This is a genomic window from Lentzea alba (assembly GCF_047445655.1).
Classification (GTDB): Bacteria; Actinomycetota; Actinomycetes; order Mycobacteriales; family Pseudonocardiaceae; genus Lentzea; species Lentzea alba_A.
This window is the reverse complement of record NZ_JAJAEG010000045.1, coordinates 56041-71967: the sequence shown is the minus strand read 5'-3', so window position 1 is coordinate 71967 and position 15927 is coordinate 56041. Positions and strand designations below refer to the sequence as shown.

The 15927-nt window shown below is 66.2% G+C and carries 13 protein-coding genes; 4 read left to right on the top strand and 9 right to left on the bottom strand.

Going from position 1 to position 15927, the window contains the following annotated elements; translation table 11 throughout:
- Positions 1-495: 495 nt before the first annotated feature.
- From LFM09_RS45190 to LFM09_RS45165, 6 genes are all read right to left on the bottom strand, one after another.
- Positions 496-1725 carry an MFS transporter gene (locus LFM09_RS45190; RefSeq protein ID WP_414102801.1) on the bottom strand — a complete coding sequence of 410 codons (1230 nt, stop codon included), beginning with the start codon at positions 1723-1725 and terminating at the stop codon, positions 496-498.
- Positions 1722-2474: a hypothetical protein gene (locus LFM09_RS45185; RefSeq protein ID WP_414102800.1), complete on the bottom strand. Its 753-nt coding sequence runs from the start codon at positions 2472-2474 to the stop codon at positions 1722-1724. The genes LFM09_RS45190 and LFM09_RS45185 overlap by 4 nt, the downstream gene beginning before the upstream one ends.
- A complete protein-coding gene (locus tag LFM09_RS45180) occupies positions 2471-3514 on the bottom strand; it encodes a hypothetical protein (protein ID WP_414102799.1) in 1044 nt (347 codons plus the stop codon). Before LFM09_RS45180 ends, LFM09_RS45185 begins: the two co-directional genes overlap by 4 nt.
- A gap of 296 nt (positions 3515-3810) precedes the next feature.
- The gene (locus LFM09_RS45175; RefSeq protein WP_414102808.1) at positions 3811-4020 is read right to left on the bottom strand and encodes a helix-turn-helix domain-containing protein; all 210 of its coding nucleotides are present in this window, start codon (positions 4018-4020) and stop codon (positions 3811-3813) included.
- Between the two features lie 32 nt (positions 4021-4052).
- Positions 4053-4295: a DUF6355 family natural product biosynthesis protein gene (locus tag LFM09_RS45170; RefSeq protein WP_414102807.1), complete on the bottom strand. Its 243-nt coding sequence runs from the start codon at positions 4293-4295 to the stop codon at positions 4053-4055.
- Positions 4296-5568: 1273 nt separating this feature from the next.
- A complete protein-coding gene (locus tag LFM09_RS45165; RefSeq protein WP_414102798.1) occupies positions 5569-8391 on the bottom strand; it encodes a BTAD domain-containing putative transcriptional regulator in 2823 nt (940 codons plus the stop codon).
- A 143-nt stretch (positions 8392-8534) separates the two neighbouring features.
- On the opposite strand from LFM09_RS45165, the gene LFM09_RS45160 reads away from it, so the two are divergent.
- Both LFM09_RS45160 and LFM09_RS45155 read left to right on the top strand, forming a co-directional pair.
- A complete protein-coding gene (locus LFM09_RS45160) occupies positions 8535-9089 on the top strand; it encodes an RICIN domain-containing protein (RefSeq protein ID WP_414102797.1) in 555 nt (184 codons plus the stop codon).
- Positions 9090-9195: 106 nt separating this feature from the next.
- On the top strand, positions 9196-9861 hold the full coding sequence (locus LFM09_RS45155) for a DNA alkylation repair protein (RefSeq protein WP_414102796.1): 666 nt from the start codon (positions 9196-9198) through the stop codon (positions 9859-9861).
- Positions 9862-9924: 63 nt separating this feature from the next.
- Here the strand turns inward: LFM09_RS45155 and LFM09_RS45150 are convergent, their stop codons facing one another.
- Positions 9925-10779 carry an IS3 family transposase gene (locus LFM09_RS45150; RefSeq protein ID WP_414102795.1) on the bottom strand — a complete coding sequence of 285 codons (855 nt, stop codon included), beginning with the start codon at positions 10777-10779 and terminating at the stop codon, positions 9925-9927.
- Positions 10776-11243 (bottom strand): helix-turn-helix domain-containing protein, encoded by a 468-nt coding sequence (locus LFM09_RS45145; RefSeq protein ID WP_414102794.1) that lies wholly within the window; start codon positions 11241-11243, stop codon positions 10776-10778. Before LFM09_RS45145 ends, LFM09_RS45150 begins: the two co-directional genes overlap by 4 nt.
- A 77-nt stretch (positions 11244-11320) precedes the next feature.
- Here LFM09_RS45145 and LFM09_RS45140 point away from each other — a divergent pair, with 77 nt between their 5' ends.
- Positions 11321-14647 (top strand): BTAD domain-containing putative transcriptional regulator, encoded by a 3327-nt coding sequence (locus tag LFM09_RS45140; protein WP_414102793.1) that lies wholly within the window; start codon positions 11321-11323, stop codon positions 14645-14647.
- Positions 14648-14686: 39 nt separating this feature from the next.
- Here the strand turns inward: LFM09_RS45140 and LFM09_RS45135 are convergent, their stop codons facing one another.
- The gene (locus LFM09_RS45135; protein WP_414102792.1) at positions 14687-15550 is read right to left on the bottom strand and encodes a peptidase inhibitor family I36 protein; all 864 of its coding nucleotides are present in this window, start codon (positions 15548-15550) and stop codon (positions 14687-14689) included.
- A 157-nt stretch (positions 15551-15707) separates the two neighbouring features.
- Between LFM09_RS45135 and LFM09_RS45130 the strand changes: the two genes are divergently transcribed.
- Positions 15708-15902, top strand: coding sequence for a hypothetical protein (locus tag LFM09_RS45130; protein ID WP_414102791.1), 195 nt, complete (start codon positions 15708-15710; stop codon positions 15900-15902).
- The last annotated feature ends 25 nt before the right edge of the window (positions 15903-15927 follow it).

Below are 15927 nucleotides of genomic sequence, written 5' to 3'. Positions count from 1 at the left end.
GTAGTTCCTTCAACCCGAGTTACACCGCTCGTTTGACACACCCTCCACACAGTCAGCTGACGGAGAGACCCTTGCAGCTCGGGAAAGTCTTGGTGAGGGCCTGCGTTGCGGGTGGGTAGCTCAGGCCACGTCCAACGGAGGACCTTGAGTGGAGCAACCAGCACCTGGCCGGAGGGGACGTCGAGCAGGTCGCCGATGAGAGCCAACAGCCGCGGGTGGTGAGCAAGGCGGTGCAACCGCTCGTCGCTGGTCATTCTATGGAAGACAGCGTAGTAGTCCTCCACGTTCACCCGGCTGAGGAAGCCTGGATCCGCGATCAGGCGATCAGCGTCCCGCGCGTCTGCCCAGCCAGCTCGCTCAGCTCGGCGATAGCAGCGTTCCCGGACCTCAATCACGTCCTCTGGGGTCATCAAGCCAGGAAGACACAGATACCCGTCGTCCTCCAGTCGTGCGCGCAACACCTCTCGGGCTGCTGTAGGTGACGTTCGCCGATAGTCACTCATCAAGGTTTCTCCTCCACGTGAGCCGTGCCCTGAAATTCGGCAGCAGCACGCAGGAAACGGTGACCATACCGCTGATGAGGCAGGTCACGAGAAGAGTTGAGATGTCCGAGGTAGCGCTGATGACCACACCGGCCAGCAGCGGGCCAATGGCGGTTCCCGTTGACTGGACCAGGAACACCACGCTCTGCACCCGACCGCGAACACCTGGCGGCGTAACAACCGTCAGGTGCGTCTGGAAGGCGATTCTGGTCGCGGGCACAGTGAGCCACATGAACCCGAGGACAACGCAGACGACCACGGGATTCACAGTTACCGCGAGCAGCCCAAGTCCGGCAGTCCAGGAGAATCCCTGCGCCAGTAACAGCTGAGTTCCCCCAACACGCGCATGAATTCGGGTGGCGGCGAGCGATCCCAGCAGTCCGCCACCGGCCTGGCAGGCAAGCGCGACCCCCATTGTCACCGCGCTCGAACGGTTCGCGAGCAACGCTACGACAGCGAAGAACGAGGAGGTGAGCACCACGCTCTGCCCTGCGAGGAACAACGTCGCCCAACGGAGCACTCGATCACGAAGCACAAGCCGCACACCTGCGAGCGACGCACGTCCCCGTACAGCCGCACGACCCGACGGGAGAGGGCGGCGGATAGTCGCGGTCAGCACTGCCGCGAGCAGCAGCGTGCCCACGTTGAAGAGAAACGGTGCCTCGATCGACCAGACGATCAGCAGACCACCTAGCGGCGGACCGGCCACCGCCAGGGCGAAATCCCGCATCTGGTTGCGGGCGATCGCGCGAGGCAACAGGTCGGGTCCGACCAAGTCAGGCAATGCAGCGTTTGAACATGACGCGTACACCGCGAAGAGAGCGCCGTTGACAAAGGCGACCGCGCACGCCCCTGCAAGGGGCACCCATCCGGTGAGTAGCATCGTAGCCATGGCGAGCATCGCCATGGCCTGCAAAACCTCTACGCTCACCATCAGCCATTTGCGATCAAATTGGTCGGCGAGGACACCGGCATGTAAGCCGACCACCAACGTTGAGCCGTAGCTGCAGGCTGTGACGAGCGATGCGGCGAGAGCGCTCTGAAAAGTGCCCAACGCCATCAGCGGGAATGCCACGTACGTCGCCTGTGATCCAAGCGTCGAAACCGCCCTCGCGAACCAGTAGCGCAGGTAGTCCTGATTGTGCAGCAGGCTTTCCTGCCCCACCGAGTCCGCAGTCGTCATTTCGGCACTGGGCCGATCTTGATCAAATAGAGCATCTCACAGTGGCCGGGAAGTGCGAACAACGCTGCCGCAGTAGACTCGTGCACAGCCGGCGTCATCCTGCTACCCAATCCTGCCATGAGCGCAGAGAGGACCAAGGCCTGCCCTACCCCACCGATGGTCACAAGTGCATCCCTGTAATGCTGCTCCGGAGTACCTCCGAGTGCAGCCAGCCTGTTCCAATCGACACCGAGGAAGAAAACGCAGCCGCCGCCAGTGACAAAGCCCTGCCCCTGGGCCGCTTGCCTGACCTCGCGCGCCAGATCGTCGTTTCGCCGCATGTCGAAATGCTGAGGATCACGCTGCCACAGGTAGCTTCCCGGCGCAATTCCCTCGACGAGCTGGACAATTTCACCGACGAGCAACCAGTCGTGCCTCGCGTTGGCCTTTAGCAACGTCGACACCAGGTATCGGTGTTGCGTCGCGGTAATGGGCTGAGGAGCAGCGAAGACCTGACTGCGCCTCTGATGCACGGTGCTGATGTCTTCCGGGTGTTGAAGGTGCCCCCCGTTGCACCACTGAACAGCGCCATGGTCGACTGCGGTGGTCTGCCGCGAGTCATGTTCCTGCAGGGCGGCGAGGAAGTGTCTGGCCAACTCCCAGCCATATCGCCGCCATTGACCGGAACCTTCCTCGCCCAGCCCTCGCCATTGGTCCAGTTTGGCTGTGCCACCGCGAACACTGCCCAGCCTGATGTTCTGATCCGTCATCGACTAACCACTCCAGCCCACAACAACGGACAATCTTCAGGGTTCACGGGAAGGCTGCGGGCCAGTTCGGCCATTGGCGCTGTCAGGGGAACGCTACGGTAGGACCAGCCGGCGAATGACGCAAGCGCTGACAGGTGCCCCTCCGCATGCCCGATGTCTACGAACAGAGCCCTGAAGCTCCGCGCATCGCGATAGCGCCACATCGCCCGCTCGACGACCGAGTGGTAGAGCACCAGTACCGTGTCTTTATACCCACGCCACTGCTCTCGATCAGCGAGTTCTTGAATCGCGCCAGGAATCTCGACGTCCAGTTTCGCCAACCCGTTCCTGCACACGTCGAAATGGTATACACCAGGTTCTACCACAGCGGAATCAAGCACGACCAGGAACGCTTCCGTCGGATGCTTGGACCCACCGGATGGAACACTCTTGTAGATCAGTTCCACCTGCATGTAGTTGTACGTCGGATCGTAGTACGGTGCGAGATGGCGGCGCTTGCCGAAGGTGCCGGAGAAGAGGAACGCGTAGTGATGATCGGGCTGCGCCCAGAGGTGCTCCACGCCCAGGTCACGCGCGTCCTCCAGTGAGTACGCCAGCTCCGCACCGAGGTCCAGGTAGACGCCTGGGTACTTAAATGCGTCATCGTGCAAGTAGATCTGCATCATCGAGTTGTCGTCGACAACCGACTCATGCCTACGGCTCATGTCCAGGAAAGGGTGGTCACGAGTCGCCACATGGTAGGCCGGAACAGGCAATTCCTTCGAGTCGAGCACTGGAGTCACCAACTCATGCTCGACCAGAAAGGTCCATAGTTCCTCGGCGACAGCAGCCACCTCTGGCTCCACCGACCAGGCAGCAATCGCTTCCGTCTTCGTTACCCGTCTATCGGCGATCGCGCTCAGCGACCACGGCAGGCGCACGTCATCCACAATGATCGGCGGCTCGCCGGTCCGCCGGATCAGGGACAGCTTGACCGCACCCTCGGCGTCATCGAAAAGGACGTGAAGGCCTGGATCAGTCCGGAACAACAGATCTGACATATCCGTATCTCCCCCACACCGGGTGTGGCGACGAAGCCCCACACCCGGTGCGCATCAGCAGAACCCTACTTGGAAACCTGCGGACGAGCCTCACGCTCGACCTTCTGCGTCGGGAAAGCGTTCACCAGGTTGCAAGTGGCGCTCTGCAGGAGGGCCGGGCGAACCGCGATAGCTGCCTTGTGACCGAACATCTCTTCTCCTCACTCACGAAGATCCGCACCATCTGCGCGAACACTTCAACTTTCGCAATAAACCGGCCGGTAGACCACTGTCAGAAGTGACAGTCTCCTCGTTGACTATGCCAAGACGCCAAGGACGTACGCACGCGAAACTAGATGCGTCCTGTTGCGCGCACCGAGAAGAATGCGCAACTCAGCGATGTGATGCCGAACCGTTCGCGCAGATATCCAGAGCGCGGCTGCGATCTCGCCGTCGCTGAACCCCTCGACCAGCAGCGACAGCACCTCCTTCTGCCGCAAGGTGGGCACGAACTCGCCCGGTGCCATCACCCTCCGATCGACAACTGCGCCTCCAGCGATCAACACGACTTGCCGTTGTACCACGCATTAAGAGCGTAGAAGCCAAGGTCCTTGTTCTCGTGAGGCCGCACACAGTCGTCGAGGTAATAACTTCCTCCCGGCGGCGCGAAGTAGATTGTGATCGAAATGGTGTACGGTTCACCTGGGCAGTGCCGATACCAACCGTGGCCACCACTTCGGTAGAACCCACAGGGATCAGCAGCCTCACCAGGACTGGCAACGGCCACGGGTGCAGTCACCATTGCGCCAAGTCCACACAGTGCAGCAACGAAGAGACTAGCAATCTTTCCACCCACAAGAACCCTCCAACGGATTGACGGCAGCGAAGCCTGGAGCACCGTCAAGCTAGCGATCTACACTACTCGCCCGATACTCGCGGACTACTCGGAGCGCAACTATTCAGATATCACCCGACCGGCGACCGCGAGCCCTTGGTGTCCTGCGCCTGAATTAATTACGTCGGCCTATCGCTCATTAGTCGCTCGAAATTCGGATGCAGTGCTCAACCGCCGGGATAGACATCCGACTGTTTGAGGCAGATAGAGCCTGTCGTTAGACCAACCAGGCGGCCCCCGGTTTGAGTACGAGAAGCTGGTCGGCAGGCTGAAACGCCCTTCGCTGGCCGAGAGGCCGCCAATCCGCCGGATGGCGTACCAGGATTGCAAAGTTGTCGGGGTTGCGACAGTCAACGTCCCTATGGAGAAAAATAGCGACTCGAATCGACAGAGCTCACCGTGCATCCGCGCTTCCGACGCCAGGGCGAGGGCACAGCTGTGTTGTGGTCGTTGCTCCCCGAGCTACGTGCGCGCGTGCGTGTACGAGTGGAGGTCTGGGCAGGTCACCAAACGGCGGCGTGGGAGATCAATGGCGACGGCGTTGGGCTTCCACATCGCCGGCGCGACGGTCACACTCGTACTGATCGTTCCAGAATTGACCAGCGCGGAGATGCAGGCCGTCAGAATCTAGAGTGAAGTCGAACGCGTGCGCACAGCGAAGGAGCAGCGAGGCGGGAAGGAATCGAGCGGCACGTCGTCGTAGCCGTCCACGAGGCAACGAGCGCAGTCGCAGGCTTTACCGAACTGAAGCAGCATCCACCCCGTTGCGCTGGGGCTACCAGCGCGGCACCGCGGTCCTCACTCGGCACGGAGGGTACGGATTCGGTCGGCCATGAAGGTCGAGATGACGTATTGCTGCTGGTCGACCGTCGGGTCTGGAACGGGTGTACACCGGCACAGGTGCGGGCAACACTCACGTGATCAATGCCAACCGCCACCTGGTTACACGACCGTTCGTACGATGATCTTGGGTGAACAGTGAAGTCTCTTCGCTGAAGACTCTCCTGACCTCCGGCTGAAGCACGGTCGTTGCCTCTCGCCTGCGTGGGCAGTCGATCGACTTGAGAGAGTTGTGGTGAGCGTCCGAGTGAGAACGTGGCCTCGAGGGGATCTGCGTTGCCCGTCGGGTCGGTGAAGATCATCGACTGCTGCGCGCTTCCGCCTGCAAGCAAGGCGGACACTACGACCCACGTCCGCTTTCAGGATTCATGATCATCTTCGTGTGGACCGCGGAAGACCGCGAAGGCGGTCGATCTTCGCCGCATGGCGGACAATTCGGCCGCATACGCTGCTCACTCGGCCACGGAGGACTCAGCTTGACCCGGACCACGTCGGCGTCCGGGTGGTCGAGGTCCTCGAGAATCCCCAGCGCCTCCTGCCAAGCCACCCGCGCGGCCACCCCGTCGTCACTCGCGAGGTGGCTGTCGCCGAGGTGCACGAGCACGTCCGCCGTCCAGTACCGGTCGCCCAGCGTCCGGAACATCTCAAGAGAACGCTGGTAGCAGGCGATCGCGTCGGCGTGATGACCGCGGTGCAGGTGGATGTACCCGAGGCTGTCCCACGTCGAGGCCTGCCCGTCGAGGTCGTCGAGCTTCTCCAGCAACGCCAGCGCCGCCTGACACGACGTGAGCGCCTGCTCCAGATCACCGAGCAGGGCCTGGTACCAGCCGACCGCGCTGAGCGCACCGGCCTGACCGCGCCGATGACCGGCCGTCCCGTACAGCTCCATGGCCTGCCGGGCGTGGTGCAGCGCCTGGCCGTGGTGGCCCTGCCGTTCGCACACGTACGCCAGCTCGCGGTGGGCCCTGGCCTGGCCGGCCGGTTCCAGCGCCACGTCGAGACCGCGCTGGAGGTGCATCTCCGCGTCGTCGAGGCGGTCCAGTTGGGTGGCGGCACGGGCGAGGTAGCGGTGGGCGTGGCTCTGCGCCAACGCGTCTTCCAGCCGCACGGCCGAGGCCAGCGCGGCGTGCCCCACGGCGACGAGGTCGGACCAGTGCCCGCGCCGTTCGAGGAACTCGGCCAGCGCCCAGGCCAGGTGCCGGGTGTGGACGTCGAGACCGGTGTGAGCGGCGTGCTCGACGGCGGCGAGCAGGACGTGGTGCTCGGCGGTGAACCAGTCCAGGGCCTCGGTGAAGTCCCCGAGCTTCTCCGGCTGCACACCGGATCCCGGTCGCGGCGGGGTGATCACGTCACGGGTCGGGCTCAGCAACCGGGTCGCGAGGTAGGCGGTGTGCACGTAGTGGTCGAACAACCGGACGGTGGCGGCGTGCCGTTCGTCGTCGGTGTCGTGGTGGTGTGCCTGTTCGGTGGCGTACACGCGTAGCAGGTCGTGGAAGACGAACCGGCCGGGGAGGTGTTCGGTGAGCAGGTGCGCGCGGGTCAGTTCCGCGAGCCACGGCCGGAGCGCGCTCGGCGTGGTCCCGGCGAGAGCGGCCGCGGCCGTCACCGACACGTCCGGACCGGGATGCAAGCCGAGCAACCGGAACAGCCGGGCGGCCGCGGGACACAACGCCTGGTACGACCAGGAGAACACGGCGCGCACGTCGGTCGCCGAGTCGCCGCCGTCGAAGGGGTCGAGGCCCTCGCGCAGCTCCGCGGCGATCGCCTCCAGGGGGAAGCTCGAGCACGCGATGCGGGCCGCGACGATCGTCAACGCCAACGGCAGCCCCGCACACCGCGTGATGATCTCCGCGGAGGCGCCGGGTCTCAGCCGGTCCGCCCCGAGGCGGTCAGCGAGCAGCCCACGTGCCTCCACTGTGGACAGAAGACCCAACGCCAATGGATGTGCGCCTTCGGTGGCGACCAGACCCGCCAGCCGGTTGCGGCTCGTGACCACGACCTGGCAGCCCGGACTGCCGGGCAGCAACGGCCTGACCTGATCGGCGTCCCTGGCGTTGTCCAGCACGATGAGCACGCGTTTGTCCGCGAGCACGCTGCGGTACAGGCAGGCCTGCGCGTCCAGGCTCGCCGGGATGCGTTGCGGGTCGATGCCGAGCGCGTCGAGGAACGCCCGGATCGCCTCGCCGGGCGCCATCACCGCGCCGCTGGGGTCGAAGCCGCGGAGGTTGACGTACAGCTGCCCGTGCGGGAACCGTGCCGCGGCCCGATGTGCCCAGTGCACCGCCAGCGCGGTCTTGCCGACCCCCGCCGTCCCGGACACCACCACGGGGCTGACCGCGACCGCGTCCAGCACCTCCAGCTCGCGGGCACGCCCGGCGAACGACCGCGGCGGTGCCGGCAGCTGCCGCGGCACCAGCCGCTCGATCGGCGCGGCGGCGACCGTCAGCGCGTCGTCCGCGGTGAGGATCTGCTTGTGCAGCAACCGCAACGCCGGTCCGGGATCCGCGCCGAGGTCGTCGGCCAGCCGCAACCGGACCTGTTCGTAGCGCAGCAACGCGTCCGCCTGCCGCCCGGACCGGTACAGCGCCAGCATCAGCTGCCCGGCCAGTCGTTCGTCCAACGGGAACGCCGCCGCGGTCGTCTCCAGCTCGGCCAGCAGCTCGGTGTGCGCGCCCTGCTCCAGCATAAGGTCGTTGCGGTCGAGCAACGCCGCCTGTCTTCGCGCTTCCGCCGCGCACCGCACGTTCGCCAGCCACGGTGTGTCCAAAGTGGAGAAAGGTTCGCCCCTCCACAACTTCAGTGCTTCCGCAAGCAATGCAACGGCTCTGTCCGGTTCGAGACGGGCCCGTGCGACGAGGTGGTCGAAGCGGTGCAGATCCACCGACATCGGATCCGCGGTCAGCACATAACCGCCTTGCCGCCCGGTGATGCGAACGTCGTCCACGAGAACCTGGCGCAACCGCGAGACATATCCGGCCACCGCGTTGCGCGCGCGGTGCGGAATTTGGTCTCCCCAAACACGATCCACCAGCACGTCGACCGGCACCAGCCGGTTCACGTCCACCAGCAACGCCGTCAGCACGCACCGCTGCCGCGCGTGACCGATGTCCACGACCTGGCCGTCCACACGGACCTCGACATCGCCGAGCAGTCCGAACTCCACCACCGCACTCCTTCAGGAGCAAGCAAAAGACCCGCTGACCTGCTGATCACACAACTACCGAATCCCCGCCGAAGACCTGGCGGTCACCTTGGTCCACGACAGACCGGTCGCAGGGACCCGGTCGTCAGACCACGGAGGGCACATTGTCTACCCGGACTCCCCAGGCCCGATCGATCCTTCGCCGCGCGGCGACCGCGATTGCGCTGTCCGCCGCCGCGATCGCGCTCGGTGGCGCAGCGCCCGCGTCCGCCATTGGCACCAGCGCGGTCACCTACGACGTCATCACCGTCGCGCACAGCCTCAAGTGCCTCGACGTCGCGGACGCCAGCCGGGACAACAAGGCGGCGATCGCCCAGTACAGCTGCGACCCCTCGAAGCAGCACCAGCTGTGGACGTTGGAGCAGGTGGGTGACGGCAGCAGCGCCGTCCGGATCAAGGCCGCGCACAGCGGCAAGTGCATCGACGTCTGGGACGCGAGCCAGGACGCGACCGCCGACGCGACGCAGTACACCTGCAGCGCCACCAAGTTCAATCAGCAGTTCCTCGTAGAACCGGCCAGCACGAGCGGCTACTTCAAGCTGCGCGCCCGCCACAGCGGCCAGTGCCTGGAGATCGCCGGCCGCGGCCTCAACAACAAGGCGCACCTGCACCAGAACTGGTGCGGCAACTACCGCGCCCAGGAGTTCCGGGTCGGCTGACCGATCCACGTGAGGCGGGTTGTGCCCCTGGCGGCGGGGGCACAACCCGCCTTTTCGCGTTCCGGCTCGTAGGCTGCGTTCCGTCAGCAACGACGGGAGGCCTCACATGGCGGTGACCGAGGTGATGGCCGAACTGGCCGCGCTGGAGGACCCGAAAGCACGCGCGGTCAACGAGAAGCGCGGCGACGACCACGGCGTGAACCTCAGCAAGCTCCGCGCCGTCGCGAAACGCCTCAAGACCCAGCAGGACCTCGCGCTGGAGCTGTGGGCCACCGGCGACACCGCGGCGCGGCTCCTGGCCCTGCTCATCTGCCGCCCCAAGGCGTTCACCCGCGACCAACTCGACACGATGCTGCGTGAGGCCCGCCGCCCCAAGGTCCACGACTGGCTCGTGAACTACGTGGTGAAGAAGAGCCCGCACGCCGAAGAGCTGCGCGAGACGTGGTTCGCCGACCCGGACCCGGTGGTCGCGAGCGCGGGCTGGGCCCTCACGAGCGAACGCGTCGTCAAGAAGCCGGAAGGCCTCGATCTCCCGGCTCTGCTCGACACGGTCGAAGCGGAGATGAAGGGCGCCCCCGAACGGCTGCAGTGGGCGATGAACCACTGCCTGGCGCAGATCGGCATCGAGCACCCCGAGCACCGCGCCCGCGCGATCGACATCGGCGAGCGCCTGGAAGTCCTGAAGGACTACCCGACGCCACCGGGTTGCACGTCGCCGTTCGCGCCCATCTGGATCAACGAGATGGTGCGCCGCCAGCCGGCCGCGAAGTAGTAGATCGAGGGGCGCCACTACTGGGTGAACCGCTCCCCGGAAGTTGGACTGGCTAACTGAAGGTTAGGCCGCGAGGGCCTGGGCTCGGTATTCGACCGGGCTCAGGCCCTTGAGCGTGGTCGAGATGCGGGTCGTGTTGTACCAGTCGATGTAGTCGTCGAGGGCTTCGGTGAACTCGGCGACGGTGTCGAACCTGTTGTGGTGGAACAGTTCTTCCTTGAGGTGACCGAAGAAGTTCTCGGCGATGGAGTTGTCCAGGCAGTTGGCTCGCCTCGACATCGACTGGGTCAGGCCCGCGTCCTGGAGCAGGGTGCGCCAGGAGACGTGCTGGTACTGGAAACCCTGATCGGAGTACACCAGCGGTGCGGCTCCGGCGGGCAGGGTGGCGATGGCTTCGCGTAGCGAGGAGTTCGTCAGCTCCAGCGTCGCAGACGGGCCGCAGCTGTAGGCGATCACGGATCGGTCGAACAAGTCGATCACCGGTGACAGGTAGACCTTGCGGTCGCCGATCCGGAACTCGGTCACGTCGGTGACCCATTTCGTGTCCGGAGCGGACGCGCTGAACTGGCGGTTGAGCACGTTCTCGGCGACCGTGCCGGTCTGCCCGAGCCAGGACCGATACCGGCGTGGCCGCCGGACTTTGCAGACCAGGCCGAGGGTGTTCATCAGTTTCAGCACGGTTTTCTTGGCCACCTGCCGGCCTTGGCGGGCCAGCACGGTGTGCACGCCCCGATGCCCGTAGCGGCCGCGGGCCTGCTCGAATGCCTCGATGATCGCGGTCTTGAGCTCGGCGTGCGGGTCGGGCCGGGTCAGCCTGGCCTGGTGGTAGTAAAACGTCGAGCGGGCCAGCCCGGCGGCCGCCAGCAGTACCGGCAGCGGATAGTCAGCCTTGAGGGTGGCGATGACCTGGGTCTTCACTCTCGCCCCTGCTCCTTCAAGGCCCGCAGTTTTTCCAGGAACGCCACCTTCGCCGACAACTCCAGGTTCTCCTGCCGCAGGCGATCCAGCTCACTGAACCCCGAGGTGTCGACGGGCTTGGCCGGACGTCCTTTCCGCTTGGGCCGCAACGCGTCCTCGCCCTCACGCCGATACAACGCGGCCCAGTTCTCCACCAGCTTGGGCGAGGACAGATCATGCTCACGGGCCAGCTCGATCGCCGTCGCCTCACCCGCGACGAATCGGCGCACGACCTCGAGCTTGAACTCGAACGTGAACGACCGCTTGCCCGGCTTGCTCACCAACGCTCCCGCGCTCCGCAGCTTCCAACGATCACGCAAGCGTCGCACCGCGGTCCGCGACACCCCCAGCAGGGTCGCGACCGAGCGGTCGCCACACCCGGCCTCGAACAACCCCACAGCGGTCTCCCGCTGCCCCTCAGACAACGAACTTCCTGGATGCACCAAACCGCTCCCCGGAGAATCGGAACTGGATTCCCAGTCCAACTTCCGGGGAGCGGTTCATGGGGGAGCGGTGCCCCTCGACGGTGGGCCGCGCTAACCCCCCAGCCTCGCGCGGCCCAGGACACCTCGCCCTATTCCGCTGTCAGAGGGAGTCAGCGAGTCAGGGGGTTGACCAGGGCGATGTGAGTTCTCAGATACCCGCACCCCCAGCGCGGGCACCTGAGGCCGCAAGCAGCCTCCACGAGTTCGTGCACGCAGCCATGCACTCAGCGACTACTGGCAGTCTTATCAACATCACACCGAGTCAGTATCCTGAGTGGGTGATACTGGAGGTTCGCCTACTGGGACCGCTCGAACTCGTCGTGTCAGGACGCCCGGTCCCCCTGGCTGGCGCGCGCCAGCGCACGCTCCTCGCACTACTGGCCTTGAACGCGAACCGCGTCGTGCCGCTCGACCAGCTGGTCGGCGAGCTCTGGGAGAACCCTCCGCAGTCGGTGCGGCAGCAGATCCACAACGCCATCGCCGCGCTGCGCCGCGCGCTGGCGGGTTCCGAGCAAGTCCGGATCGCCCGGACCGACGCCGGCTACCGGCTGGAAGCCGCGGAAGAGTCGATCGACCTCCACCGCTTCCAGGACCTGACCCGCACCGCCGCGGACGCCGAGGCGCGCGAGGACGTTCCGCGCGCGATCGAGCTTCTCCGTGCCGCGCTGGAGCTTTGGCGTGGTGCGGCGTTGAGCGGCCTGAGCGGCAGTGCGATCGACGCCACCGCCGCGAGCCTGACCGAGAGCAGGCTGACCGCGCTCGAACAGCTCGTCTCACTGCGGCTGCGCGCCGGCGAACACGCCTCGCTCGTCAGCGAACTGACCCAGCTCGTCGCGCAGCACCCGGTCCGCGAGCCATTGCGTGGCAGCCTCATGCAGGCGCTCTACCTCAGCGGCAGGCAGGCCGACGCCCTCGCGGTCTACGAGGAGGGCAGGAAGGTGCTGGCCGACGAGCTCGGCATCGACCCCGGCGCCGCGCTGCGCGAACTGCACCTGTCGATCCTCAACGGCTCCGTCACCGCGCCGCCGGAACGCGCCGAAGTCGCTCGATCAGACACCCGCCCGTCGAAGTCCTATCTGCCGCACGACACCGCGGACTTCTCCGGCCGCTCCACCGAGCTCACCGAGCTGCTCGAGGAAACCGGCAGGCAGCAGCCGACCACGTTGGTGATCTCCGCGATCGACGGCATGGGCGGCGTCGGCAAGACCACTCTCGCCATCCACCTCGCCCACCGGATCGCGGAGAGCTACCCGGACGGCCAGTACTTCGTGAACCTGCACGGGTTCAGCGCCGGCGTCGAGCCGATCACCGCGAAACAGGCGCTCGACCAGCTGCTGCGCGACAGCGGTGTGCTGCCGGAGCTGGTGCCGCCGGGCAGTGAGGCCCGCAGCGCGCTCTGGCGGTCCCGGCTGGCGGGTTCGCGCAGCCTCGTCCTGCTGGACAACGCGGTCGACGCCGCCCAGGTCCGGCCATTGCTGCCGGGCAGCGCGGGGTCGTTGGTGGTCGTCACCAGCAGACGCCGGCTCTCCGCGCTCGACGGCGTGACGCCGATGTCCCTCGACGTGCTGTCACCGCAGGAAGCGGTGGACATGTTCACCAAGGTGGTCGGCGAGCGCCGGGCGGGCCAGGAGCCGGAGGCGGTCGCGAAGGCGGTGCACCTGTGCGGCTACCTGCCGCTCGCGATCCGGATCGCCGCGGCCCGGCTGCGCGACAGGGCCAGCTGGACCGTCGCCGACCTGGTCAGCCGCATCCGCGACCACGCGCACCGGGTCCGGTTCCTGCAGGTCGAGGACCGCAACGTGATGGCGGTGCTGAAGCTGTCGCACCGGTACCTGCCACCGTTGCAGCGCAAGGTGTTCCGGCTGCTGAGCCTTAATCCCGGCAGCCAGTTCGACGCCTACTCGGCCGCGGCGCTCGCCGATCTGACGGTGGACCAGGCAGAGTCCTGTCTGGATGCTCTGTTCGACGCGAACCTGGTGAAGCAGAACAGCCCAGAGCAGTTCCACTTCCACGACCTGGTGCGCGACTGCGCGTGGCAGCTGCTCGGCGAGACCGAGACCGAGCAGGAACGGCAGGACGCCGCGGACCGCCTGCTCGACTTCTACCTCGGTGCGGCCGAGACGTGGTGCCGCCTGCTCTACACCGTCGCACAGGGCAGACCCCTGATCGAGCGCACCTCTCCGCACGAGATCCGGCCGGCGGCCTCACCCGCCGAGGCGACGGCCGCGCTGAACGCCGAGTTCGCCAACCTCGCCGCGGCCATCCGTTTCGCCGCGGAGCACGGCCGACCCGGTCACGCCTGGCGGCTGGTGTGCGCGCTGGAGCCGTACCTGCGCCAGCAGAACTACGGCGGCCAGTCCCGCGACCTCTACGCCGTCGCGGCCGAGGCGGCGAACGCGGACGGCGACGTCCTGGCCGAGTCGATCTGCTGGCGTGGGCTGGCGACGGTGTGCCGTGAGCACGGCGCGATGACCGAGGCGATCGGTCACTTCGACCGCGCGCTGAAGCTGACCAGGACGCTCGACGACCGCAACCGCGAGTGCCTGCTGCTCATCGACCTCGGCGTCATGCACATCGACATGGACAGGTACCGCGACGCGGAGCAGAACCTGCACGAGGCGCGCGCGTTGATCGCGGACGACCCGGACCACCCGAAGCACGGCGTCATCGCCAACAACCTCGCCGTCGTGTGCCGCGAGCTCGGCAGGTTCGACGAGGCCCTCGACCACCTGCACCGGTCGCTGCAGCTGGAGACCGACGCCAACAACAAGCTGCTGACCAGGTGGAACATCGGCACCGTGTGGCACGCCCAGCGCCGCCACGCCGCCGCGGCCGTGGAGTTCGCCGAGGTACTAGCCGACAGCGGGACCATCGGCTTCGAACCCGGTGTAGCGCTGGCCGAGGAGGGCCTATGCACCACCAACCGCGCACTGGGCAACTTCGTGGACTCCCTCGAACACGGCCGCAAAGCCCTCACGGCAGGCCGCCGGTTGAAGATGCATCGCGTCGAGTGCGCAGCCCTCAATGCCCTCGGCGAGACCGCTTTCGCGTCGGGGGACCTCGACCACGCGGAAAAGGTATTCGTGCGGGCCCGAGAACTGGCGGTGCAGTTCTCCTACATCTGGCACGAGGCCAGGGCTGTGGAGGGCTTCGCGCACGTCGCCCGCGCCCGAGGTCACGTCGCCGAGGCGGAACGGCTCTGGCGCGAAGCCGTAGCCCTGCACCCCGCCGAGTGGATCGAGTCCACCTACGCCCAACGCCACCTCGCCGCGCTCGCGGACCCGCGGACAACCTGCTTCCGTTGCGAGACGCGGGAAAGCCCGCCTGACCAGCGGAGTCGCTGAGTCAGGCGGGCCTGGGAGCAGCGCTAAACCGAGCGAGGCTCAGTCGCCGTGCGGGTTCTGGATCGAGACGTGCACGTGGTCGTAGTGACCACCGGTCACACCGGAGCCGGCGGTGTAGTTGCGCCAGCCCTCGGAAGCGCGGGCGACGCTCCAGATCTTGCCCTGCCAGATCACGTAGCGGACGTCGAGCTTGGCCGCGTGCTTCTGCAGCCAGCGGGCCAGCTTCCAGCCCTGCTCCTTCTGCGCCGCGGACGGGTACTGGCCGATCGCGTTCGAGATGGTGCAGTCGAGAGCGTTACCGGTGTTGTGGTTGCTCGTCGAGGACTCGTAGCTGCGGTAGTCGCCCACCCAGCAGTGCGTCTCACCGGTCAGGCGGCGGATCTCGTCGTCCACGAACTGCGTGCGCTTCGTCGCCTGCGGCGCGCGGGCCGTGGCCGACGGGTGCGGGTTGGTGTTCGGGGTGCCGTAGGAGCCACCGGACGGCGGCGGGCTGCCGGCGTCAGCGAGGCGGTGCGAGGCGTTCTCGTTCTTCAGGTCCGAGTTCAGGTTGACCTTGACGTCCTTGCCGATGGTCTGGCGAGGACCGGCGTAGCCGCTGTTGAAGTACACCGTGACGGAGCCGCTGGTGCGGTTCCAGACGGAGGCGGCCTCGTTCTTCACGCACAGGCCCTTGCCGTTGCCGGCGCCCTTGAAGTCGTAGCAGCTCGGCTGCTCGTCACCGTAGTCGGAAACCGACGAGTTGAAGTCGGAAACCGAACCGGCGTTGTCGCTGTTGTAGTACAGGCAGAATTCGCCGGACTCACAGACACCGTTGCGGGCCGTGGCCGCGTTGGCCGTGGCCGCGCCGAAGGAAACGCTGATCAGCGCACCCATCATCGCCACAAGCGTGATTCTCTTGAACACGATCAAACCCTCTCGTATTAACGGATCCGGCCCCCTGGAATTCACCGGAGCCGCTTTCTTGCAGGGAAGCTTTTGTTTTGCTGGGACGAGCATCTCGTCGCGCGCTGACATCTCGCTGACACGGGCAGTCACCGATCAGTCAGGGCACGCTGGAGGCATGAGCGACAAGTGGAAGTCCCTGCCCGACCGGCCGAAGCCCGAGGACTGGGTCACGGAGAAGGACACGAATCCGCTGCCGGGAGCGCTCGCCGAGGCCGAGGCCGGCCGCGAGTCGCAGGAGGCGCGGACCGTGTTCGAACGCGGCATGGGGGCCTGGCCGAAGAGCCAAAACGGGTGGCGCGGGTCGCGATGATTGATCCTGATGTCCATCCAACTGG

Excerpts from the sequence above, each read along its gene's own strand:
- LFM09_RS45190 (WP_414102801.1), bottom strand. The coding sequence starts at position 1,725 with ATGACGACTGCGGACTCGGTGGGGCAGGAAAGCCTGCTGCACAATCAG.
- LFM09_RS45185 (WP_414102800.1), bottom strand. The coding sequence starts at position 2,474 with ATGACGGATCAGAACATCAGGCTGGGCAGTGTTCGCGGTGGCACAGCC.
- LFM09_RS45180 (WP_414102799.1), bottom strand. The coding sequence starts at position 3,514 with ATGTCAGATCTGTTGTTCCGGACTGATCCAGGCCTTCACGTCCTTTTC.
- LFM09_RS45175 (WP_414102808.1), bottom strand. The coding sequence starts at position 4,020 with ATGGCACCGGGCGAGTTCGTGCCCACCTTGCGGCAGAAGGAGGTGCTG.
- LFM09_RS45170 (WP_414102807.1), bottom strand. The coding sequence starts at position 4,295 with ATGGTGACTGCACCCGTGGCCGTTGCCAGTCCTGGTGAGGCTGCTGAT.
- LFM09_RS45155 (WP_414102796.1), top strand. The coding sequence starts at position 9,196 with ATGGCGGTGACCGAGGTGATGGCCGAACTGGCCGCGCTGGAGGACCCG.
- LFM09_RS45140 (WP_414102793.1), top strand. The coding sequence starts at position 11,321 with ATGGGGGAGCGGTGCCCCTCGACGGTGGGCCGCGCTAACCCCCCAGCC.
- LFM09_RS45130 (WP_414102791.1), top strand. The coding sequence starts at position 15,708 with ATGAGCGACAAGTGGAAGTCCCTGCCCGACCGGCCGAAGCCCGAGGAC.